20 protein-coding genes and 5 pseudogenes are annotated in these 22,774 nt (G+C 57.5%); 6 read left to right on the top strand and 19 right to left on the bottom strand.

Translation table 11 applies throughout. The annotated features are described in order from the left end of the window. Positions 1 to 7: 7 nt before the first annotated feature. The 4 genes and pseudogenes from ISN39_RS36375 to ISN39_RS14580 all read left to right on the top strand — a co-directional run. Positions 8 to 365: pseudogene (locus tag ISN39_RS36375) on the top strand (AI-2E family transporter); the annotation flags it as partial. A gap of 241 nt (positions 366 to 606) precedes the next feature. Next, positions 607 to 906 (top strand): annotated as a pseudogene (locus ISN39_RS14590) (hypothetical protein); the annotation flags it as partial. A 32-nt stretch (positions 907 to 938) separates the two neighbouring features. Next, entirely contained in the window at positions 939 to 2,360 is a 1,422-nt protein-coding gene (locus ISN39_RS14585) for a DUF3300 domain-containing protein (RefSeq protein WP_194727999.1), read from the top strand. 33 nt (positions 2,361 to 2,393) lie between these two features. After that, the gene (locus tag ISN39_RS14580) at positions 2,394 to 3,329 is read left to right on the top strand and encodes a DUF2950 family protein (RefSeq protein WP_194727998.1); all 936 of its coding nucleotides are present in this window, start codon (positions 2,394 to 2,396) and stop codon (positions 3,327 to 3,329) included. 152 nt (positions 3,330 to 3,481) lie between these two features. Here the strand turns inward: ISN39_RS14580 and ISN39_RS14575 are convergent. The 11 genes and pseudogenes from ISN39_RS14575 to ISN39_RS14525 all read right to left on the bottom strand — a co-directional run bounded on the left by ISN39_RS14575 (position 3,482) and on the right by ISN39_RS14525 (position 14,614). Next, positions 3,482 to 3,789 (bottom strand): annotated as a pseudogene (locus tag ISN39_RS14575) (hypothetical protein). 474 nt (positions 3,790 to 4,263) lie between these two features. After that, positions 4,264 to 5,397, bottom strand: a complete 1,134-nt coding sequence (gene ugpC, locus ISN39_RS14570) for a sn-glycerol-3-phosphate ABC transporter ATP-binding protein UgpC (RefSeq protein WP_194727997.1) — start codon at positions 5,395 to 5,397, stop codon at positions 4,264 to 4,266. Between the two features lie 88 nt (positions 5,398 to 5,485). Then, complete coding sequence (locus tag ISN39_RS14565) at positions 5,486 to 6,691, bottom strand: extracellular solute-binding protein (RefSeq protein WP_074062246.1); 1,206 nt, start codon at positions 6,689 to 6,691, stop codon at positions 5,486 to 5,488. A gap of 74 nt (positions 6,692 to 6,765) precedes the next feature. Next, positions 6,766 to 7,623, bottom strand: coding sequence for a carbohydrate ABC transporter permease (locus ISN39_RS14560; RefSeq protein WP_022718731.1), 858 nt, complete (start codon positions 7,621 to 7,623; stop codon positions 6,766 to 6,768). After that, complete coding sequence (locus ISN39_RS14555) at positions 7,620 to 8,504, bottom strand: sugar ABC transporter permease (protein WP_022718732.1); 885 nt, start codon at positions 8,502 to 8,504, stop codon at positions 7,620 to 7,622. Before ISN39_RS14555 ends, ISN39_RS14560 begins: the two co-directional genes overlap by 4 nt. A gap of 13 nt (positions 8,505 to 8,517) precedes the next feature. Further along, entirely contained in the window at positions 8,518 to 9,675 is a 1,158-nt protein-coding gene (locus ISN39_RS14550; RefSeq protein ID WP_194727996.1) for a Gfo/Idh/MocA family oxidoreductase, read from the bottom strand. Between the two features lie 131 nt (positions 9,676 to 9,806). Next, positions 9,807 to 10,331: a GNAT family N-acetyltransferase gene (locus ISN39_RS14545; RefSeq protein ID WP_194727995.1), complete on the bottom strand. Its 525-nt coding sequence runs from the start codon at positions 10,329 to 10,331 to the stop codon at positions 9,807 to 9,809. An 18-nt stretch (positions 10,332 to 10,349) separates the two neighbouring features. Beyond that, positions 10,350 to 11,228: a carbohydrate ABC transporter permease gene (locus ISN39_RS14540; protein ID WP_022718735.1), complete on the bottom strand. Its 879-nt coding sequence runs from the start codon at positions 11,226 to 11,228 to the stop codon at positions 10,350 to 10,352. Then, positions 11,225 to 12,124, bottom strand: coding sequence for a sugar ABC transporter permease (locus ISN39_RS14535; protein WP_194727994.1), 900 nt, complete (start codon positions 12,122 to 12,124; stop codon positions 11,225 to 11,227). The genes ISN39_RS14540 and ISN39_RS14535 overlap by 4 nt, the downstream gene beginning before the upstream one ends. Then, entirely contained in the window at positions 12,121 to 13,236 is a 1,116-nt protein-coding gene (locus tag ISN39_RS14530) for an ABC transporter ATP-binding protein (RefSeq protein ID WP_194727993.1), read from the bottom strand. The genes ISN39_RS14535 and ISN39_RS14530 overlap by 4 nt, the downstream gene beginning before the upstream one ends. Before the next feature lie 121 nt (positions 13,237 to 13,357). Then, complete coding sequence (locus tag ISN39_RS14525; RefSeq protein WP_194727992.1) at positions 13,358 to 14,614, bottom strand: ABC transporter substrate-binding protein; 1,257 nt, start codon at positions 14,612 to 14,614, stop codon at positions 13,358 to 13,360. A gap of 193 nt (positions 14,615 to 14,807) precedes the next feature. Here ISN39_RS14525 and ISN39_RS14520 point away from each other — a divergent pair, with 193 nt between their 5' ends. Continuing rightward, positions 14,808 to 15,572 (top strand): GntR family transcriptional regulator, encoded by a 765-nt coding sequence (locus ISN39_RS14520; RefSeq protein WP_246763341.1) that lies wholly within the window; start codon positions 14,808 to 14,810, stop codon positions 15,570 to 15,572. 741 nt (positions 15,573 to 16,313) lie between these two features. On the opposite strand, the pseudogene ISN39_RS14515 reads toward ISN39_RS14520, so the two are convergent. The 4 genes and pseudogenes from ISN39_RS14515 to ISN39_RS14500 form a co-directional block, all read right to left on the bottom strand. Beyond that, positions 16,314 to 16,807: pseudogene (locus ISN39_RS14515) on the bottom strand (IS630 family transposase); the annotation flags it as partial. Positions 16,808 to 17,248: 441 nt separating this feature from the next. After that, on the bottom strand, positions 17,249 to 17,704 hold the full coding sequence (locus tag ISN39_RS14510; RefSeq protein ID WP_194727991.1) for a PIN domain-containing protein: 456 nt from the start codon (positions 17,702 to 17,704) through the stop codon (positions 17,249 to 17,251). After that, positions 17,701 to 17,946, bottom strand: coding sequence for a type II toxin-antitoxin system prevent-host-death family antitoxin (locus ISN39_RS14505; protein WP_194727990.1), 246 nt, complete (start codon positions 17,944 to 17,946; stop codon positions 17,701 to 17,703). The genes ISN39_RS14510 and ISN39_RS14505 overlap by 4 nt, the downstream gene beginning before the upstream one ends. Before the next feature lie 95 nt (positions 17,947 to 18,041). Beyond that, positions 18,042 to 18,254 (bottom strand): annotated as a pseudogene (locus ISN39_RS14500) (aldolase/citrate lyase family protein); the annotation flags it as partial. A 355-nt stretch (positions 18,255 to 18,609) separates the two neighbouring features. Between ISN39_RS14500 and ISN39_RS36370 the strand changes: the two are divergent. After that, positions 18,610 to 19,530: an AraC family transcriptional regulator gene (locus tag ISN39_RS36370; RefSeq protein ID WP_246763224.1), complete on the top strand. Its 921-nt coding sequence runs from the start codon at positions 18,610 to 18,612 to the stop codon at positions 19,528 to 19,530. A 69-nt stretch (positions 19,531 to 19,599) separates the two neighbouring features. Here the strand turns inward: ISN39_RS36370 and ISN39_RS14490 are convergent, their stop codons facing one another. The 4 genes from ISN39_RS14490 to ISN39_RS14475 all read right to left on the bottom strand — a co-directional run bounded on the left by ISN39_RS14490 (position 19,600) and on the right by ISN39_RS14475 (position 22,771). Then, complete coding sequence (locus ISN39_RS14490; RefSeq protein ID WP_281438315.1) at positions 19,600 to 20,718, bottom strand: IS701 family transposase; 1,119 nt, start codon at positions 20,716 to 20,718, stop codon at positions 19,600 to 19,602. Positions 20,719 to 20,852: 134 nt separating this feature from the next. Next, positions 20,853 to 21,371 (bottom strand): invasion associated locus B family protein, encoded by a 519-nt coding sequence (locus ISN39_RS14485; protein WP_246763340.1) that lies wholly within the window; start codon positions 21,369 to 21,371, stop codon positions 20,853 to 20,855. 234 nt (positions 21,372 to 21,605) lie between these two features. Further along, positions 21,606 to 22,082 carry a DUF4189 domain-containing protein gene (locus ISN39_RS14480; protein ID WP_194727989.1) on the bottom strand — a complete coding sequence of 159 codons (477 nt, stop codon included), beginning with the start codon at positions 22,080 to 22,082 and terminating at the stop codon, positions 21,606 to 21,608. Continuing rightward, positions 22,079 to 22,771, bottom strand: coding sequence for a hypothetical protein (locus ISN39_RS14475; RefSeq protein WP_194727988.1), 693 nt, complete (start codon positions 22,769 to 22,771; stop codon positions 22,079 to 22,081). Before ISN39_RS14475 ends, ISN39_RS14480 begins: the two co-directional genes overlap by 4 nt. Positions 22,772 to 22,774: the final 3 nt, after the last annotated feature.

Genomic DNA, 22,774 nt, shown 5'->3' with positions numbered 1-22,774 from the left:
TGCGACAATAGAGCAGGCAAGCGATACGACGGCGCAAAGATCCGACGCCGGTCAGATTTCCATAGAGCCAAAAGTAAGCGATTTTGTCAGATTGAGCAGTATCGCGCTTTTCGCCTATTGGACCTGCTTCTTATCGCTCCCTTCGCGCGCTCATCGTCGTCTGGTCGACCATCCTTGCGGTAGCGCTCTTTCCGATGTTCGAGGCGCCCTCAAGACTTCTCGGAAACCGGCCAGTCATTGTCGCCACTGTCATTATTGTGGCCTGCCTCGTTCTCATTATTGCGCCATTGGCGCTTGTCGTCATCAGTTTTGCAGATGCGATCCACGCGCTTGTCGATAAGCTGAGGGCAGACGACTTTTGCGTTGCTGTCCGCGCCAGAGACCGTGATGGGCAAGATGGGAGCGCGCAACCTTGGCAGAACTCATGCGCATGGTCCCACAACTGTTGGCGGGTTGTGCAACCGCTCACAACGATGTCCGTCTCGCCGCGAACCCCTGCGGACATATATTAGCCATAACTGTTGCAACCGCTCGTAGCTCTGAGATATGATGCGTTGGAAAAGACTTAGAAAAAAAGCTTTTACGTGACTTTGCCTGGGGACGATCATGAGCAGCGCAAAAGTCAATCCCGTCACCAACCCCGCACCGACAGCTGAAGAAGTCTGCCGGCAACTCGAACGGATCCTTTCAAGCGAGGAATTCCACCGGCCGAAACGGGGTCGAATGTTCCTGCAATTCATTATAAGCGAGACCCTGGCAGGGCGATCAGAGTTCTTGAAGGCGTTCACGATTGCAAATGAGGTCTTCGGTCGGGAGGTTTCATTCGATCCGCAGAATGATCCTGCCGTCCGGATCGAAGCCGGGCGAATACGAAGGGCACTCGAGCGTTATTATCTCGTCGCCGGGAATTGGTTTGATTCAGAGGAGATCGACGCGCGATGAAAGCAATTTCCCGCAGGCTGCTCGGCGGACTGTCGGCCCTCGCACTCACTTCGTTGCAACCGTGCCCGCTGGCCTACTCCCAGACACCAACACCTACGCCCAGACCAGCGTCCGCGCAGATTGCCGCGGCCGAGACCGAAACCGGCCTGCTTTCGGAGGACGAGCTTGAGGTCCTTGTGGCTCGCATCGCGCTTTATCCGGATGAACTTGTCGGCGCGATCTCCGCGGCGTCGCTGTTTCCGCTACAGATCGTCGAGGCAGCTCGCTTCCTGGAGGCCAAAGAAAAGAACGCCAATCTCAAGCCAAAGGACGATTGGGACGGAAGCGTCATCTCGTTGCTGAACTACCCGGACGTTGTCAAGATGATGAGCGACGACCTCGATTGGACGCAGTCGCTGGCGGAAGCCCTTACCAATCAGCAAAAGGACGTGCTGATCGCCATTCAGCAGCTTCGCGACGAGGCGGTGTCGAAGAACGTTATTAAGACCGACGACAAGATCACTGTGGTGACGGAGAACGAAAACATCGTCATCCGGCCGACCAATCCGGAGAAGGTCTACATCCCGCAATATCCACCCGAAATGTTCTATGAACCAGGCTATGCAGTCGAGCCGATCTCCTACTATCCCGATTCCTACGATAGCTACTACTACCCGGGCGCCGCATTCTTCGCCGGTGCGATCACCGGGATCGCATGGGGGGCCATCGTCAACTGGGACGACTGGGGTGTCTGGGGTGGCGATTGGGATGGCGACATCGACATCGACTGCAACAAATGCTTCAACGATCGAGACTTCAACGGCAAGGTCAAGTGGAACGACATCGACTGGACCAAGGTGGACCGGAGCAAGCTAAGCATCGGAAAGGATCAGATCGCCAACCTTGATCGTTCGGCGATCAAGTCCAGCCTGCAGTCGGACAGCCGCAACCAGCTGAAGAACAAGGTCAACAACAGGCAAAGTAACATCGGGCTGGGCACCAGAAACATCGGCGCTCGGGCTGACGACATCCGCAAGGGCACGGTCGAAGGCTTGAAGGCAAATCCGAGATCGCAACCGGGCAATGTCGCCGCCAATCGACCGGGCGCCTCCCGGGCGGAAGCCCGTCCAGGCAATGCGACCAATCGGGCGGGTGCTGCGGCGAGCCGTCCATCAAAGCCGACTGCGAAAGCAAAGAAGAAGCCAAGCGCACCGAAGATGGCAGCACGGCCTGACAATCGTTCACGTCAGCAAAGCGCCCTCGGCAACGTGCAGTCCGGCCGCCGCGAAGCGGTTGCTTCCAGGAGAGGAGGACAGAGCATGGGAGGGGGGCATCGCGGTGCGCCTCGCGTTGTCCAAAATCGTCCGCCCCCGAGGATGCACGGCGGCGGCGGCCGCGGCGGCGGTCGCGGCGGTGGCGGTCGCGGCGGTAGACGGTAGCTTGGCTGCATTTCAGATCACCGGAGACAAACCATGAGACTACAGCTGAGATTGATCCCGCTGCTGCTTGGAACGGCTCTCTCCCTTGCTTTCGCAGCCCCGGCCACGGCCCAGATGCAGACGGACCTTTCGGAGTTCGCGACTGGAACCCCGCCATCGTTCGACGATCCATCGGCGGCTCTTGAGCGGTTCAAGACCGTACTAAGCGCTAACGATCTCGACGGTTTGGCAAATCTCCTTGGCCTGGACGCTGCCAAGCTGCGATCCAGCAACGAGGCCATGATAAGCTATGGTCTCATCCGCGAGGGTGCTGCGCGGCAATTGCGTCTTCAGGCTCTCGGAGATCGCCAGATCGTTCAAGTGGGAGACGTTTTGTGGCCGTTGCCCTTCCCTCTGTCGCAGGACAAGGACGGCAAGTGGGCATTCGATACTGAGGTCGGACTACAGGAAATCGTCAACCGTCGCATCGGCGCGAATGAACTCGCAACGATCGAGACCATGCACGACTATGTCACGGCCCAGCGTGAATATGCGTCTGAGGATCGCGACGGGGATGGCATTTACGAATATGCCCAGCGTCTGATCAGCGGTCCCGGTAAGGTGGACGGTCTGTACTGGGATCCGAGCGACTATGGTGAAGAAAGTCCGGCAAGCGCTCTGGTCGAAAGCGCCGCCTTCGATAAAGCCAAGCGCGGCGAAGGTTACTTTGGATATCGCTATCGCATCCTGACGGGACAGGGAGATAACGTGCTCGGCGGCAAACAAAGCTATATCGTCAACGGTCACATGACTGCGGGCTTTGCGTTGCTCGCCTGGCCAGTCAAATATCGGGTGACCGGCGTGCAGACATTTATCATCAATGGATTGAGCGACATCTACCAGCTCGACCTTGGGCCGAAGACGGAAGAGCGGGCCGCGGCGATCAAAGACTTCAATCCTGGTTCCAACTGGACGATCGTCCGCGACTAGTTCTGCGAGGTACGTTTGTGCGGGGGCAGAAGCGCTCGCGGCCGCACAGCGACGTGCGGCCATCGCGCGATTGGAGTATTGCTGGGCGCCTGTAACGACCATCCTCCCGCTCTGTGAGCGTCAATCGAGGACGGAGCAGCCGCCTGCTCGGGTTATGTGACGGGCGGCTCCCAGGTCAGGAAGAAGCCGACGTCGCCGGGGATCCCTCCCGGGAAATTGATGATCGCGGCTTTGTGGCCGTAGCCCTGGGGCTTTGCTCTTTCTTGAAAGAGATCGTAAAGCTCCTTTGCCTTGCCTTGCAGGGTATTTTGCCAACCGGGCAGGTTGTTGTATGTTTTTCCGCCTTGCGGGCCTTTATCTTGTCTTCGCGCTCCATCTCCAGAAGCTGAAGTTCAAGGGCCTGTTTGCGCAGCTCCTCCGCGCTGGCCATCGACTGAGGGGTCGTCTCACTTGCAGTCATCGCCATGTCCTCCAAAGTTTGAGGAGATGATAGGGCGATTGAAGGCGCTAAGGCAGTAAAATACGCCTGCACCAGAGTAGCATAGGGTATGTTACGGCTGGCTTTCGGATTGCCCACGGTTGCGATCCGGTTAACAGCCAAGCGGCAAGTCGCGACCTGGCTAGATCGCACCCCGCGCTGTGCACCATAAAAGGCTCGGTAAAATCAGGCCCCCGCAACCAACGCTTACGAGCAATATCAAAGGCTCCGAGGAAACTCAGACCGCTAAACAGGCGCCATTTGCGTTTGGCCCGCAATATCCAAAAAACAAAAAGCCAACCCGCGGGGAAAAATGTCGTCAGGCAAAGCCCAGGCGGAGCAGGCGCCCGTCAAATTGCCCGAACCGCGCAGTCGGCGACAGCCTCATGGGTCAGTCGAAGCGCATCCGATGGTCGCCACATTCCGAGATAGTCGATTCGCCCATATATGCGGTCACTAGGCCGCTGTCGGATCAAGCACGGTCATGTCGATTTCCGTGAGTTCCACGCGGCGCTCGAAGGCAATGCCGGCCTCGTCGAAGAGGTGGCAATCGGTGGCGTTGATCCCCGTGACGACAGGCGTATCGGCGCGAATCCCGACACTGCCGGGAAGCATCGCGCAGAAGTTCTCGCCCTCGCCATTAAGCGCGGCATAGGCGACCGTATGGGCGCCAAGCCGCTCGATAACGGTCGGCGTAACGGTCAGCGAGATGTCGCCGGATCCAAGCTGCACATGCTCCGGCCGAATGCCGAGCGTAAGCGTCTTGCCGATCATGCCATCGCGCGGAGCAACCGGCAAGGTGGCGGTCTGCCCGCTATGGTCCACCTCCACGCCGGCATCGCTGAGGCCTTTGCAGGTAACCGGCAGGAAGTTCATTTTCGGATTTCCGATGAAACCGGCAACAAAGAGATTGGCCGGCTTGTGATAGAGTTCCAGAGGCGCACCGGTCTGCGAGATATCGCCGGCATCCAGCACGACGATGCGGTCGGCCATGGTCATGGCTTCCACCTGGTCGTGCGTCACATAAATCATTGTGGCCTTCAACTGGCGATGCAGTTTTGCAAGCTCGATGCGCATATCGGCGCGCAGGGCCGCATCGAGGTTCGACAGCGGTTCGTCGAAGAGGAATATCTTCGGCTCGCGAACGATGGCGCGGCCGATTGCGACACGCTGGCGCTGGCCGCCGGAGAGCATGCCGGGCTTCTGCTGCAAGCGCTGATCGAGATGGAGAATACGCGCCGCATTCTCGACCTTTGCCTTAAGCTTTGACTCCTCCATCTTCTCGACGCGAAGCGGAAAGGCGATGTTCTCGAAAACAGTCATATGCGGATAAAGCGCGTAGGACTGGAACACCATGGCAATGCCGCGTTTGACCGGCGGCAGGTCGTTGACCCGGATACCGTCGATGACGATGTCGCCGGCAGTTGTCGCATCGAGACCGGCGATCATGCGCAGGAGGGTGGATTTGCCGCAGCCTGAGGGACCGACGAAGACAACGAATTCGCCGTTCTTCACATCGAGCTGCACGCCCTTCAGAACTTCGTAGTCGCCGTAGAATTTCTGCACCTTATTGAGAAAAAGCTGTCCCAAAACCTGTCTCCGGTCGCCGCTGTAGCAGCAATTGTCTGCACAATCAGGAAGGATCGCGGGTTGTTGCTCCCCGCGATCCCCATGAAGGCTACTTGAACGCCTCGATTTCGCCAGCAGCCTTCTTGAGTGCGTCGGCCGGCTGAGCCTGACCGGTCACGACGGATTGCACCATCGCAATCATCGAGTTCTGGAAGCCCTTATAGTCGGTGAACAGGGGTTCCGGACCACCGTAGCTGATGCCGTCGATCAACGGCTTCCAGTAAGGCTTTTCAGTCACCAGCTTGTCGATATTCGGCGACGGACGAAGTGGCGTCAGACCGGATTCGCCGTTGAGCTCATATTCCTCCTGGGGACCGGGAGAGGTGATGAACTTGGCGAATTCGATTGCCTTATCTTCGACGCCCGAACCCTTGAAGATCGCAAGACTGTCGGTGATGAGCAGAGTGCCCGGTCCCTTGGCCTGCGGGCCAAGCGGCAGGGTCGTGATGCCCCAGTCGATCTTGGTATCCTTCAGGCGGTAGGCAGCACCGGAGCCTGCCTGGATCATCGCGACCTTGCCGTCGAGGAAGATGGCGCGGACTTCGTTCTGCTCGTAGGCCGTCGGGCCTTCTTCGGAATAGGGCACAATGCTCTTATAGGCCTCCAGCGCTTTCAGCACTTCGGGGCTATCGAGGGTAATTTTACCTTCCGCGTCCGTCACCGTGCCGTTGTTGGTGTAAACCCAGTGCATGAACTGATGCATTGTGTTGTCGAAGGTCTTGGCCGAAAGGCCGAAGCCGGGGATTCCGGTTTTCTCCTTGATGATCTTGGCATATTCGATTTCCTCGTCCCAGGTCTTCGGCGGCTTCTCGGGATCAAGGCCAGCCTGCTTGAAGAGATCCTTGTTCCAGTAAAGCGCCTTTGTCGAGAAAGCGATCGGAACGCCCCATTGCGTGCCGTCGAAGGTGACGGTGTCGACGATGTGCGGATAGTAGGCCTTCTTTTCCTCATCCGTCATCGGGACCTCGACGATCAGGTCGTTTTGGGCAAATTCCTTGAGGGTACGCGAACCGACATAGGCCATTGCGACTGGCGTGCCAGCCGCAGCAAGCGTCGTTGCCTTGTCCTGGCACTGGGCCCAGCCAACGACTTCCGGCGCGATCTTCCAGCCGGTGTTTTTTTCTTCCCACTGCTTGATGTACTTCGCATGGATATCGTCGAGCTTGTCGCCGCAATAAATCCAGCTGATCTCCTGGTCGGCGGCTTGGGCCGTGACAGCGGTCAACGCCGTCGAACCGAGCAGGGCGAGCGCCATGAGGCCTGTTCTGATGGTAATACTCACGTTGTGACTCCCATTCTTGTGTTAGCTGTTCACTCGTTTTCTTGGTCTTATTGTTTCACCGCACCGGCGGTCAGCCCGCCGACGAGATATCGTTGCAGGAAGAAGATGACGACCATCGCCGGCAGGATGCCGACGAAGGAGGCCGCCATCAGTTCGTTCCAGATGACCTCCTGCTTACCGAAATAAGCAAAGAGTCCCACCGGCAGAGGCATGTATTCGGTCTTCGAGTTGAAGGTCAGCGCGAAGATGAATTGCTGCGCATAGGCGCCGATGAAAGTGGTGATCGCCACGACGATGATCCCGGGCATGGCGATCGGCAGGATCACGCGGCGAAGCGTGTAGAAATGGCTGGCGCCATCCATATACGCGGCTTCATTCAATTCCTGGGGAATGCGGATCATATAGGTCCTGAGAAGCCAGATCGCCGATGGAATGAGGAAGGCCACGCCCGGCACGATCATGGCGAGATAGGTGTTGAGGACGCCCATGCTGCGCATCAGCCGGAAGAGAGGGATCAGGAGTACCGCGCCGGAGAACATGTTGACCGTCAGGAAGGCGCCGAGAAGGATGCCCATGCCCCTGAACTCGAACCGTGCAAAGGCGTAGGACGCCGGGATGACGAGACACAGAACGATTATCGTGACGATGATCGATATGAAGAACGAATTGAAAATATAGCGCCCGAAACCTGGAACGCTGACCCACATCGTTCGGTAGGCCTCGAAGGAGCCGTTCTCCGGCCAGAACCGATAAGGCGAGGAAAAGAGCTGGCTCAACGGTTTCAGCGAAACCAGAAAGCCTTCGACGAAGGGCGAAAGAACGAAGGCCAGAAACAGCGCGATGCCGCAATAGATCAGCACGAGTTCCCACCAGCTGTAGCGATCGATCATAGCGGGGCTGCTCATGCGCGCTTCTCCGGGTTGAGACGGCGGGTGACACGAAAATAGGCAAAGCAGAAGAGCGACAGGAAGATGCAGATCAGCACCGCACGTGCAGCGCCTTCACCGTATTTCTTGGAGCCGATGGCAGTCTGATAGGTATCGATGATCATTGTGGTCGTTTGACCGCTCGGACCGCCCTGGGTCAGAATCCAGATGATATCGAAGGAATTGAACGTGGCGATCAAAGACAGCATCGACATCGTAATGATCGCCGGGACCATCAGCGGCAGCGTGATGCGGCGGAAACGATAAAATCGGCCGGCGCCATCTGTCCAGGCCGCCTCGTAGAGGTCCTTCGGAATGGATTGGATCGCGGCCAGAAAATAGATGGTGACCAGCGGAACGCCGATCCAGACGTCGGTGATGATCGTTGCCCAGAAGGCAGTGCTTCCGTAAGCCAGGAATGCCACCGGTCCGTCGGTCAGGCCGAAGCGCTGCAGAAGGCCGGAGATCATCCCGAATTGTCCGTTGTACATCCACCCCCACATAAAGATGCCGATCGCCATCGGCACGATCCATGGCGGCATGGTGAGCAGGCGGAAAAGCGAGCGGCCGGGCACGGCAGCGTTGAGCATGGTCGCGCCGAAGGTGCCGATGATCATTTTGATCGATACCGAAAAGAACGTCCATATGAAGGTGCGGAGGATGACTTCCGCAAATGTGGCGTTGAAGATCTTCTCGTAATTGATCCAGCCGACCCAGTTCGTCGTCTTCCTGAGCGATGCGTCGGTGAAGGAAAGAATGAACGTATCGACCAGCGGATAGGCGACGATCGCCATGACGTAAAGGACAGCTGGCAGGAGAAGGATCCAGGCGAAGATGACGGTGCTTTTTTGAACACTCATCCTGCCATCCTCCTCAAGCCGCTCTGGCGTGGAGCGCCTCGTCGAAGCGATCCCACACGGGCCGCAGATCGACGACTGTCCTCTTCATCCGTGCTTCGTCCATCGCTAACGCAAGGATGCCTGCCTCGAGCGCATTCAGTGTCGAGACGGGGAGTTCGGTGCCGGTGCGGACGCTGTCGAGCAGGTCGGCGGCCATCTGTTCGTCTGCGCCGTAATGCTGGGAAAGTTCGGTTGCGGCATACCTGGTCTCAACGATCTTCTTGCCGGTCAGCTGCTCGTGCACGTCGAGATAGCCGCGGACGAAATCGCCTTCCGCCATCCCGCGCGAACCCATGATGGCAAAGCGGCGGAACTGATCCGGAACGTTGAGATTGGTATGGAAATTCATGCCGACGCCATTTGCATATTCGACGATCGCGACCTGATAGTCGATGATGTCGGCATCGCTGTCGAAGACCCTGTCCGATCCCATCCAGCCGCTGGGCTTGCGGTGAAAGAGTTCGAGGTCGTTGATCCCTTCACGCGCTGGATCATTTGCAGGAATGAAGCTCTTGCGTCCGCCGAAACTTGCGACGCGTTCCGCCCTGGCGCCAACCACACCGTTATAGAGGTCGAGGTCATGGCAGCATTTTTCCAGCATGAAACTGCCGGAATACCGCTCGTAACGTCTCCAGTCGCGCATGAAGAACGCGCCGTGATAGGGTTCGATATGTTCGGATGCCTCGATCGAGACGATCTGGCCGAGCTTGCCGGCTGCCTGGATGGCGCGAAGGTCCTTGTAGAGCGGCGAATAACGCAGCACCAGGCCGACCATCAGCCGTTCATGGCCGAACTTTGCCATGAGCCTGGCGAGTTCGATGCTTTCGGCGATCGTGGTGACGATCGGCTTTTCGCAAAACACTTTCAAGCCGGCCTCAAGGCCCAGCCGGATGTGTTCCAGATGCATGTGGTTGGGCGAGCCGATCATCAGGAGGTCCAGCTTTTCGCCGGCAAGAAGCTCCTGAGGCGACGCGTAGGCCTTGCCGACCGAAATACCCTTTTCCGTCAAGCCGGGAAGACCGGCAGGCTCCGGATCGACGTAGCCTGCGATTTCGAAGCTGCTGTCGATAGCCTTGAAAACATAGCCAAGATAGCCGAGCCGGAATCCCAGCCCTACGATTCCCACTTTCATGCTAAAGTCGTTCCCATTTCGTAATTTATTTTCTTCAGGTTGGGGCAAAAATTACAAGTCGTCAACTGTTAACGCGACTTCTCCCGAAATCATGAAATTGATTTTCATGAGCCGAAAGTGGGACCGCGATATCACCGCTGCTTTTCCGTTGGCAGTTTCTCAGATTCCGAGACTTCGCTTGGATTGGCTATCGCAAGCATGTCACGATAAATTCCCGGAACGGAACCTTCGATCGGGATCGCGCCAACGCTGCGGCGATAAAATTCCATCGGGCCGGCGCCGCCAATTATGCCATAGGCGTAACCCTGGGCGTGCATGTCGAGCAGGGTGGCAAGCAGCAAGGCCTGACCGACGCCATGGCCGCGGGCTGAAACATCCACGCCTGTCGGCCCAAAGAAGCCTTTGGCCGTCGCCTCGTGGCAAGCAAAGCCGATGAGCTCACCGTCTTTGACAGCAACAAAACACGACGGCGGCTGGCGCATTGTGGCAACGGTCGCCTCCGACGCCCATCCGGCGCCAAAGCGCGGCTCGATCCACGAGGTGAGCGCTTTGAGCTCGGGTGCAAGCACCCGGCGGATCAGGATGTCCTGATCTGCCAAACGCTTCTCCAGCGCGCGATCGGGTTTAAGTTCGTAGAGTTTTACCAGCATGTCCATGACTGTGTCCTTTGTCTTTCATCCCTTGACCGCGCCTGCCGTCAGACCCGCAACGATGCGGCGCTGGAAGAAAAGCACCACCAAAATGAGGGGGAGGGTGACGGTAACCGAGGCCGCCATGATCTGGCCGAAGGGATATTCGTAGCGGCTGTTTCCGGCAATGAGGCCGATTGCAACCGGCACCGTGCGGTTCTCGTCCGTCAAAGTGAAGGTGAGTGCGAAGAGGAACTCGTTCCACGCCAGGATGAAGGCCAAAATGCCGGTGCTGGCGAGCGACGGGCCCATCAGCGGCAGCAGGATCTTCATCAGAATGCGAAAATGCGAGCATCCGTCGATGATTGCCGCTTCTTCCAGCTCACGCGGGAATTCCCGGATGAAGGTCGTGAGAACCCAGGTCGTGAACGGCACTGTCGAGAGAAGATAGGTCAGAACCAGCGCGCTTGGACGATTGAACAACCCCATCCAGTTGATCAGCTCGAACATGCCGGAGAGAACGACGACCTGTGGAAAGATCGAGATCATCAGAATGATCATCAGCAGTGTCCGGCGCTGCGGAAAATCGATCCGCCCGAGCGCATAAGCGGCACTGAGGCCGATGAAAAGCGACAAGAACGTCGTCGCCACCGCGACATAGGCGGAATTGAGAAGCGAGCCCATGAAGACCGGATTGTCGATCAGCTGCCGGTAGTAGGTGAAATCGAGCGCGGGAACGAGTGCAGCCCGGTAGAGCGCTGCGCCCTGCTTCGTCGAAGACACGAAAGCCCAGTAGTAGGGGAAAAGCGTGTAGATCAGCACGAGCAGGAGTGCTGCGGACTGAAAGAGCCTCACGATGCGTCGCCGCACCCGGTAGTAGGCGGCAGGTTTGCGTACCGTTCTGTAGAGTGCAACGTCCGTCATTTCGTCAGCTCCCCGCTTGCGCGATCGAGACGCAGCGCGCCGATGATGATGATGGCGGCGAGCGCCACCAAGAGGAACACCCATGTCGATGCGGCCGAGCCGACACCCAGCTCCTGAAAGCTGATGAGCCTGTCACGCGCATAGATCGACACAGTCATGACATTCTCATTGCTGGCAGCCATGACATAGGCAAGGTCGAACATCCGAAGGGCATCGAGCACGCGAAAGAGCACGGCCACGCCGATCGCCGGTCGAAGCATCGGCAAGGTGATCGACCAGAAGCGCTTCCACGCCGGAATGCCGTCCACCTCCGCAGCTTCGAATATTTCCGGCGAAATCAGCTGCAGTCCGGCAAGGATCAACAGGACCATGAAAGGCGTCGTCATCCACACGTCGGCAAAAATGATGACGCCCATGATCAGCGAGCTGCTCGCCGTCCAGGCTATTCCGTGATCGATAAAGCCCAGTCCGATCAGGATCTTGTTGAGCACCCCGAACTGGTCGTTCAGCATCCATTCCCAGATTTTTGCGGAAACGACGACAGGGATCGCCCAAGGGACGAGGATGGCAGCACGCACCAGCCCCCGTCCCGGGATGGCCTCATTGATCAAAAGCGCAATTGCAAGGCCGAGAACGGTTTCGATCGCAACGGAAATGACCGTGAAGACGATCGTGTTCCTGACCGCCACCCACCAGCTTCTGTCGTTGATCACGTCGAGAAAATTATCGATCCCAACCATGGAATAGATGGAAGGATCATCAAGATAGGCATCAGTGAAGGAAAAGAAGAAGGTCCGCGCGAGAGGCCAGACGGCGACGAGCAGCATCACGATGATGACGGGGATGAGGAAAAGCCATGCGGCCATGTGGTCGCGGCGTGCCAGACGCGCGCTCATTGCTCTGCTGCCCTCACATTGCTGGCAGTCGCCCTTTTTTGCGGGATCCGCCGGTCCGCCGCGTCGAAGACGAATACCGCCTCGTCAGCAAACTTCAGTCCGATCCGCAGGCCGATCATTTCCTTGGCAGGCGGAACATTCACCCGGATCACCCACACGACCTCTTCCGTAATGCGGCAATAGGCAAAATGCTCATGCCCGAGGTCCTCGACACGCTCCAGGACGCCTGATATGCGCCCGGTGCCGTCGGCTGCGATGGTAAGGGCTTCGGGCCTCACGCCGATGGTCGCTGCCGTTGCATCGGAGCCCAGAAATCCTGCGTCAACAGAAAGTCCACCAGGGCCTGCAATCTTCTTGCCGCCGGCGGCATCTCGCATGGAAACGGACAGGAAGTTCATCCGTGGGCTTCCGATGAAGCTTGCCACGAAGCGGTTGTCCGGCGCGTGGTAAAGGGTTTGCGGGGTACCCACCTGCTCGATGCGCCCGTGATTGAGAACAACGATCCTGTCGGCGAGCGTCATGGCTTCGGACTGATCGTGCGTCACATAGATCATCGTCGTCTTGAGTTCGTCGTGAAGCTTGGCGATCTCCATGCGCATCTCCATGCGCAGATCGGAGTCCAGGTTCGAAAGCGGCTCGTCGAAAAGAAAGATCTCCGGCTGACGGACCAGCGCCCGGCCGATCGCAACACGCTGGCGTTGGCCGCCGGACAACTCTCTTGGACGGCGATCCAGGAGATGATCGACCTTGAGCATTCTTGCAACGGCGAGCACCTTGTCGCTGATGGCGGTCCGCGCAAGACCGAGCGTTTCCAGCGCAAAGCCGATATTGCGCGCAACGCTCATATGCGGATAGAGCGCATAGGATTGGAAGACAAAGGCAACGCCCCTCTTGGAGGCCGGAACGTCGGTGACATCGTCGCCGCCGATGCTGACGGCGCCCTTTGTCGGGGACACCAGACCGGCGACGATACGCAGCAAGGTAGACTTGCCGCAACCAGACGGGCCGACAAAGACGATGAACTCGCCGTCCCTGATCCTGAGATCGACATCTTCGATCACGGAATGCGTGCCATAGCTTTTTGAAACGGAGTCCAGTGAAACCGATGCCATCTTACACCCGAACTTGATTATGCTGAAAAGCAACGGCCACTTCAGTGGCCGGCTGCACGGCAGGCAAGCCGGCCGCGCGAGCAGCAAGGGGTCCTGCTCGCGCCGGCTTGTCAGAAAAGCCTCAACGGCTCTCCTTCAGCTTCTCAAGTCGCGCTGCAAGGGCGCTCAGCCCTGCCTTGATATCGCCGCCGCCTGAAAGCATGTCGTGGACCGAGCGATAGAAGGCTTGCGAAACGCGGTTATAGCTCGTGCCGGTATAGCCTGAGGGACGGCTTGCGCTATCGGCGAATGCCTGCTGGTTGTCCTTGAGGAAGGGCAATTTTGCCAGCACGTCCGGATCGCTGTAAAGCGCCTGGATCGACGGGTTGTAGGCCGCCTCGATCGCCCGCATCTTCTGCATGTCGGGTGCGGTGATGAAGTTGACGAAATCGGCCGCAACCTCGGGCTTGGCACTGAACTTTGAAACGCCGTAATACATCGGGCCGAGGCAGCCGCTCGACTTTTGGCCCTCCTTGCCGACGGGAAGCGGCATCACGCCGACCTTGTCGATGACAGCACTGCCTTTCTGGTGGGTCGTTCCCCAAACATAAGGCCAGTTGCGATGGAAAACCGCGTTCCCGGACTCGAAGATCGCGCGGGAGGCTTCCTCATCGTAGTTCAGAACGCCTTCCGGGCTGATGCTGCCGATCCAGCCTTTGGCCTTCTCTATCGCTTCGGCTGCCTGCGGATTGTCGATCGTCACCTTGCCATCGTCCGAGATGATCGTGCCGCCGCCATTTGAGGCGATCAGTTCGATAGCGTCGCAGGTAAGACCTTCGTAGCTCTTGGCCTGCCAGGCATAGCCCCACATCTCGCCATTGCCGGCGGCGCGTTCCTTGTCCTGGATTTCCTTTGCACTGGCTGCAAGCTCGTCCCAGGTCTTCGGCGGCTGCTTGCCGTATTTCTCCAGAAGATCCTTGCGATAATACATCAGCCCGACATCCATATAGGCGGGCATGGCGACCAGCTTGCCGTCAAGCTTGGCTGCGCCGAGCGTCGAGGCGAAATGCTTGTCCTGGTCTGCCTGCGGCACCAGGGTCTTCAGGTCGAGCAGGTTGTTTTTGAACATGCCGAGCCAAATGACGTCCAGGAACAGGACGTCGATGTCCTTGGATTTCGACGCCAGCAGCTGCTGATAAAGCGGGATGGCATCATCCAGCAAAGCCGGCATCTTGTTGATCTTCGCCTCGTTGCCGGTCTTTTCCTTCCAGGCATTGGCGACCGTCGTACAAAGCTCGAACTCGGTCGGCGAGCAGAATACGGAAATGGTTTCCGCATGGGCGTTCCCGGTCCAGATGCCGACGGAGATGGCTAAAGCAGCAAGACTTCTCTTCAACATGAACTGTTCCCTTTTTGTGATAGCGCTTCGGTATCTATGGAACTCTATGGCTCCTGGGCACACATTAGGACTGGTTATATCCAGTCATGTCAATATGGACTTTGTCGAGAATTACGTGGAGAGTGGTTGCAAAATGACAGCAAAGGAAAGGGGAAAAGGTTTGAACAAGCGTCAGGAGCGCCCGCTTTCCATTATGCCTCAGAGTCTGGTGGATCGCGAAGATCCCCGGCCGCTCCACAAGCAAGTCTATGAAGCGCTTTTGACGTCGATTCGGAACGGCAAGCTGCCGTTGCGGGGAAAATTGCCCTCGGAACGCGAATTAGTTGATCTTTTCGATGTCAGTCGGATCACCATTCGGCACGCAATACGCGAGTTGGTCCAGCAAGGCGTGGTGACGAGCCAGCCGGGCAAAGGGCTTTATGTGGCAGAGCATAGCGGCGGCTTCGAGCTGCAGGTTCTCAAGAGCTTCACCGCCACAGCCATTTCGAACGGCCGCGTTCCTGGACATCGCCTGATCGAGGCACGTGTCCTTCGTGCACCGCTGGAGATCAGCCGGCCGCTTTTCCTGCCGCCCGGCGCCGATGTCGTCGTGCTCTCCCGATTGCGCTTGCTCGATGAGATCCCGGTTGTCATTCAGACGGATTGGCTGCCGGCCGCGCGCGTTCCTGGCCTTGTGGACCTGGATTGGACGGTGGGCAACCGCTCGCTCTATGCGGAACTGCGCCAGCACCATCACATCCATCCGTCGCGCGGGCAAACAACCTTGAGCGCGCGTCTGGCGTCTGCTGACGAGGCCGACATGCTTGGCTTGCATTCGCCGGCCGCTGTCTTGACCGTCGATCAGATTGCCTTCGACAACCGCAACCGGCCGGTGAACCTCACGGCCCTTGTGCATCATCCGGAGCGCTATCCCCTGACGCTCGCGCAATCTGAAACGGGCGACATCGCGCAATATTGAAGAGATGTCGACGTCAAGGCGACTGGTCGTATGGCGGTTGTCCGCTCTTCGGTAGCAAAAGCCACCATAGTTCCGGACTTGAGTAATCGGCATATATTCTTTGCTGGTGGCGGAATGTTCGTTTGGAGGCGCCGATGTCTTTCACACCGTCAACAGCGCCTATGTTCTTCGCCTCCTCCTTTGCAAAGCGCGATGGAACATTCCAGCCGGCTGCGAGACGTGGCGAAGAGCTCGCAGATGGTGCGCCCGACAGTCCAGATCATTAACGGCTGAACAACTTATGCGATTTGATCTGATGAAGAAGCTGGCGTTGGCAAGTAGGGCAAAGGTTTACCGTGCCGTCAAACAAAGACTTCCCATTGTGTCTGGTTATAGAGACGCGCAGCATCTTCCATAGATCTGCTAATACATCTACTCTTTTTTCGCCGCATCCATCGCAGGCCCATGTCGACAGTGGCTCCATTGCCGCCCTCCCAGTCCAATTAATGGCTTGCTTAGATCCTGCAGCTCAAAACAACAAGTCCTTCGAACAATTGTTAGGGCTAAGCACCACATTGAGTGCATTAATAGTACAAGTGCGTTTTGAAGCTCGAAACCAGCGATATGGGTCAATTCAAGCGGCACAAATTTTATTTCTTTCTGTACTTCGGTAACGTCAAAACTTTTGACCTGGTTAACCAGATTATTTTCAAGAGAGGGTAATAATGCCGTCATTCTAGCGTTATTACCAACGAGCGCTAATCAAAACCGGTGCGCCCAATCACGCATTCCAATCGACATGATCTTCGACGGCTGTGCGACCAGCTTGTTCCATGCGTCACAGCAACGGGAAACGATGTCCTCGTAGTCTTTGAATATCCGGTTGGACAACCAGTTCTCCCTCATAAATTGCCACAGGTTCTCGACAGGGTTCAATTCGGGCGACCGCGGTGGCAGGAACAGCAGCGTGATGTTGTCGGGGTACTTTGAGTTTCGGCGTGACGTGCCATCCAGCCTGATCAACGATCAGCACGGCATGAGCACCTTCATCGACGGCCTGGCTGATTTCGAGCAAATGCTGGTTCATGGCGTCGGTGTCGCAGCAGGGAAGAACAAGGCCCGCAGCTTTGCCCTTCTTGGGGCAGATGGCTCCGAAGATATAGGTCCACATCGTGCGTTGATCGAGTGGTGCCGAAGGCCTTGTGCCCTTTGCCTGCCCATCGCCGGGTGATCTTGTTCTTCTGCCCTATCCGAGCTAGCAGGCGTAATCACATGGTCGATGCTGGCAGCGAGGCGTCCTTTTCAGTGGGAGCGACATTCTATCTCTCGCTGATCGGCGTCGCGGCGGCTCTTTGGGGATTTATTCCGTTCTGACCAGGACTTTGCCGGAAGTTCCTTCATCCGCTCTCGGAATATTTTACGCCGCTTCCGCCATCGTCTCATACATCGCGACATACGTCGTTCCCTGTACTGGCGCTCGACGGCGCAACCTCCCACCGGACACCTGTCGCGGCCGTCCCGCCGGGGCACCGGTCCGCAACAGGTGCTCGCAGCACAGGGGGCTTTGGGTTGCTCCCGACGGGATGGCCCGGTCACGCCAGTCAACAACTCACACCAACGCGCCGACATGAAAAAGGTACAGGGGGCTCGCAACCAACGATTCCTGCTGTTAGTCACCCATGGCCCGCGGATCGCTCTTACCTGTCCGAATCGTCCAGCAAGGCATCCAGCAACATATGCCGGACTTCCGCGAATGGATTGACCACCGTTACACCGCCCCAGGTGAAGCCTTCCTGCATGTCTTCCGAAAGAAGCAGTCGGGACCCCGCTTGCGAAGACGCCGATAAGATCACCGCGTCCCAAATACCGAATCTGTGAGACGTCGCCAGATCAACGGCCGTTTGCATGACCTCTCCGGATGTCTCGACGACGGAGAATGCGTCACGCCAGCTGAGCAAGGCTTCACGCGCCTCGTCCCTTGACCTGCCCGCCTTACGCACAAGGACGTTGAAAAGCTCCCCGAGCACCTGAACCGGTATAACGGTGGCATCCGCCGGTAAGCGCCTCAAAAGGGAAAGGGCCATATCCTGCCTGTCCGCTCCATTCACGCCTTCCGCGTAAGCGAGAAGATTGGTATCGAGCGCGACCTTCACCGATCATCCTCATACAGTTCATCTCGTGTCCACGGTTCGGCATTCACAACTGACTGCCGTTCAAGACGGGACAAAAGAGCATTGCGAGCACCAGTCGCCACATTTTCGCGCCTGTCCGCAGGAATGATCCGTGCCACGGGTCGTCCATGACTTGTAACGACATAACTATGCCCTTCCCTGACGCTGCGCAGGATGAGAGAGAATTTGCGATTTGCATCGGCTGCCGAAACAGCTTCCTCCATTGTCGCCTCCATAAAGTAGTTATATTAACTACACTAGTAGCAAAGCACGCCTGGCACCGCCGTCAGAGGTGGAGCGCAGACGCTCGCTAGGCTGCGGCATTTGCGAACACGGCCACGTCGTTGCCGATGGAGACGAAGGTCGCGGCGAATTCGACATAGTGCCGGGCGAGCGCAAGGTCGCCATCAGGATGCCGGCAGCCTTGCCGTGCGACTGGATCTTCAGGAGCGCCTTCTCCACTTTGGCCTGCATTTGCGGCGCGCCCGGCTTGCCGAGGTAACCCCATGTCGGCGGCAAGATCGGCCGGGCCGGTGCTAAGCCGCGTCGCTCTGACGGTGGCCGATCTAACGGCAAGCCGTCTCTTCTCCAAAGAGGTGATTTGATTGATATTAGTTGCTTTTTTGTCTCTGCGGCATGAACCAATTTAGATTCAGTCCCTTGATGTCTTTTGCGCAAGCGACATCGTGCAAGCTTCGCCGGTGCCTATGCGAGCTCTGATCGCAATTTCGCGAAATGTCCAAAAAACTGTAATCTTACGTTGACATTTTCTGTTGGCTCTCATCCATTGCGCGGAACTTGGAGCTGGCATTTTACGATTACACCGCGTGGGGAACTGGACCGGATTGTCGCGATAACTTGGGCAGAGCTGAGGGGTAAGCGAGGCGATGTTTGAATGTGCCGACGTCAACAGCAGCCATTCGGTTGACGATGATCATCTGGGTGCAAAACACAATGTGTTTCAGATTATCCCTGAATCTGCCGGTCCACGGGCGTCAACGTTTCGCGGTGCTGTTGTGTATGAGAGGCGGACTGAATCCGGCTCTCATACCTATCGGCCGAACAGTTACGTGACGGCTATTTATCTCGCCCCGTCGAGAGGAATCGACTTCGCGCTTGGAACCGATGAATTTCTAACGCTTAGCGCATCGGCCGGTACGGTCACGGTTAGTCCGGCGGACATCGACTGTCGCCTGATCTGGTCACATCCGCGCGAAACGATAACGGTCTCGATCCCTCCTTCCAGCTTGCAGGAGCTCGCACAAAGCGAAATTCCCGGCTCCTCGTTGGAACTACGCCCAGGACCATCCAGGCAACCAGATGCCCATGCCTTACATTTGGCAAGGCTCATGAAGGCGGAGCTGTCTCGAAAGGATTCCGGTAATGACCTCTATCTCGATTCGCTGATCACCATTTTCGGCATTCATTTGCTTCGAAACTATGGCGTGGCCATTGAAGCGCCTGCGCGCAGGGGGGGGCGGCTGTCTATACTTGCCGCAAGACGGGTGCAGGATTATTTGGGCGACAATTTCAGTCGAAAGCTCTCGATCGCCGAGCTTGCGGGCGTCGCAAAATTATCAAAGAGCCATTTTATTCAAGCATTTACAAATACGTTCGGGCAACCGCCGCACCAATACGTTCTCAATCTTCGCCTGGATTGCGCTGAACGCCTACTCTCAAATGAAGATGTGAGCGTAGCAGAAGTTGCCTACTTGTCCGGCTTCTCAAGCCAGAGCCATCTGACATCGGTTATGCGCAAATTGCGGCAAAATACTCCGAATCAATTTCGTCTACTCAAACGCGCATAGCCGCCGCCTCGCTCCTTGCCGGCACTGCGGCGGCGAGCTTTGTGGCAACGCAGCCAGCGGCGTGATCTGTTACGGGCCGCGACCTATTCCACGTGGCGGCGTGCTCTTCCTTTCGTTCGGTTTGCCAAACGCGGAACGACGCAAATTAGCACTGAGCGTGGTGAGGAATGCGGCCGCGGCCATGACCAGCGTCATATGGCGGTGCCAGCCGTGCCAGGATCTGGCTTCGCAGTGGTCGAGGCCGAGATCATCCTTCGCGCGCTGGAAACACTCCTCAATTGTCCAGCGCAAACCTGCCGCACCCGCTAGCTCTGCAAGGGTGGCGTCTGCAGGCGCAAAGACCAGGTAATAGCTCACCGCATCTGGGTTGGAGCGACTTTTGCGGATCAGCACGTAGCGAGCAAAGCCAGGCGCGACAACGTACGGCAAGGATATGCGCGCCCAATCGTAAAGCCGCAGTCCTTTGGCACCTTCACTCGCCGGCAATGCCTGCCATGCGTCATCGGGTAAATCGTCCGCCATGTCTCGGGGATCGGTTTGCAGCAGGCCTTCTTCTGTCAGCAATCGCAATGTTTGATTGGATCGAACGGATAAGACATAGGGTTGTTGGCGTTCCTCAAGCATGCGGCGGGTTTTATAATCACTGCCATAGACGGCATCGGCCAGAACCCATGCACATGGTACTCCCTTGTCGAGCGCCTCACCAAGCATCGCCCGCGCCATCGCCGGCTTGGTGGCGAAAACAGTTTCCTTAGGAATCGAGGCGTCCTTACGGCGCTTCTCGTCTGTTGCCCACGCCTCGGGCAAATAAAGCCTGCGGTCAATCAGCGCCTGACCGAAGCGGCTGGCACAGGTAATAAAAACGCCAATCTGGCAGTTCTCGATGCGGCCTGCCGTTCCAGAATACTGGCGCGAAACACCGACAGAATGCTCACCTTTTTTTACAAAGCCGGTCTCATCGACCACCAAAACACCCGAAGGATCGCCCAGCGTCTCGACAACATAATCGAAAACAATGTCACGCATTCGGTCCGCGTCCCAATGCGAGCGACCCAATAGCGCCTGTGTCCGCCACGGCCTGGAAAAGCCTGCCTGTTCGGCCATCAGCCACCCGGTCTTGCGTTCTATTCCAGACAAAAGGCCGTCAATGAACGTTGAACACGTTTCTCTCGTGAAACGAGCACTAATGCAACTGTAGTATTAAAGCGTGTTGCGATCCTTCGGATTCGCTTCACGCCCTAGGTCACTGTTCTGCGCACGCCGTTTTCGCAAACCGCCGCACATTTTGGCGCGGCCTGCTTCAGGCATACCTCAGCTTTTCCCTAACTGCCGCCCAGCGCACCGAGACGATCGACCGCCGCGGTCAAGCCCTTGAGGGAGACCGGAAACGTAAGCTCGGTTTGCGCCGCAGTCGTGACTTTCAGTTTCAGCACCGAGCCTGTACGCAGCTTTCGGAGCGTTTCCGCGTCGATCGGAAACACGGCAACGCATCCGGTTGGCAGGCATGTCCGGAAATGCAAAGCCGGCAATGGCGGCTGATCGTCGATCTGCGGCGCGATTCCGGGGTCGAGAAGAATGCCGAACGGAAGAAGCAACGTGGCCACCGCACCGTCCGAACGCATGCCAAACTCGACGGCGAGAAGTCTTTGCCCATTTTGCTGCGACTGGTCCTGTAAGATTACGCATGCCCGTGCGTTGTCGCGAATCGTGCAGGACAACTGCCAATCCTGATAGGTTTCCTGCAGTGACGAGGCGCCGTTCGGGAGAGCTGCTTGCTGTTGGGCCAACGCAGGGGGTATGAGTGAGACCGCAAAGGCCGCGCAAAGGAGGGTGCCCACCAGACGAAGTTTCGCCGTGGTGCTTTCCAGGAGCCTAAATCCGGTGGCGCCGCGGTTTCGGCGCTGCGGACCGCCCGGGTGCTCGACCTCAACTAAATTGGATATCGCGATTGGCAAGGGTGCAATCTTTCTGTTTGAGATCGGTCGCATCTCGTCGACACGATGCTGCTTTTCTTCAATTGGTTGGCGAACGGCGCAATTGACTGGCTGCATAGTTCCGCCCTTATGCTTGGAGAATCATGTGCATACCCATTCGCGCACCTTGCATTGTGTCCCTGAGGCCTCGCAAGCTTGGATAGCCATGTCCTCCGCTTCGTCACGGGTTGGTGCGGATTTTGCGCTCCAGGGCGTGACGCGGCTTGCCTTTTCCTCGCCGATCGCGAGCGCGCCGCAATGGTGATAGGGAAAACCGGTATTGTCATCATCGTCCCAATGCCGGTGGTTGCGAAACACCTCGACAACAACGCATCCCTTGCCGTCGGCATTCTCACAATGCTCGAGCGCGATATCCATCGCCTCCTGCCGCTTATCGGCACCCCAAAAGAAACCGTGCTTTTCGTCGGTCTCTGAATAGGCGATTGCTCCCCATATGCCGCGCTCTTCTTGAGGTGGTGGAACGGGTACATCCGCAGTTATGGGAAAATCAGCCGCCCCCAGATGCGCTGTCGGGAGCAACGCCATGCAGATGGCGCCAAGGGCAAAACCTAATCTCATTTCCCACCTCCTTGTGTTCCTGTTGCCGAAGCCACGGAAACAACGGCACAGCCGTCGCCGGTCGGCAGAAGCATCGCGTTGCCGCCGTTATTGGGGAGCTCGTAGACACTGATCTGTGCGAGATTGTTGGTAAGCTTGCTTCCCTTCGGAAGCAGGGCCGGCATATCGGCGCATGAAGTTGTAAATGGTGCCACTCGGACCATCGACCCTTCACAAAGAGAACCGGTAGGTGCCGCAACCACAACACCCGCAGCCGTACCGCTGTATCCTTCGGTGGCGTAGTTCATGCCGACAAGGGCCTGCACCGCGTGCTTGTCCGGGGTTTCGATGTTCCAGGTCGACTGAACGCTGTATTGCGAGCCGTTCGTCAACATTGCTCCCAAGCCTGGAAAGATGTTGGCGCAAGCTTGCAAACCTGCCTGTTTGGCGTGCTGACGAAATGGCGTATCGGCCGGCGTCGAAGCGGCTTCATTCGTTTCTGCGATTGCCGGCTGCGATAGGAAATTCCCGATTACCTCATAGCGCCCTGCAACGTATCCGGCGGCACCGACGGCAACGATACCGAGCAGTGACAAGGCCGTTGTTTTCAGCCAGTTCCGTCGCGGTCTATTCCGATCATCGGCTTGATTCGGAACAACATCACTGCTCTTGCGAGACATTATCCGATCATGAATCGATTGCTGGTCCATCGT

Origin of the sequence: Rhizobium sp. 007, from assembly GCF_015353075.1 — a bacterium.
In the GTDB taxonomy this organism is placed as follows: domain Bacteria; phylum Pseudomonadota; class Alphaproteobacteria; order Rhizobiales; family Rhizobiaceae; genus Rhizobium.
The sequence above is the reverse complement of the archived record's forward strand: the minus strand, read 5'-3'. Positions and strand labels throughout refer to the sequence as shown.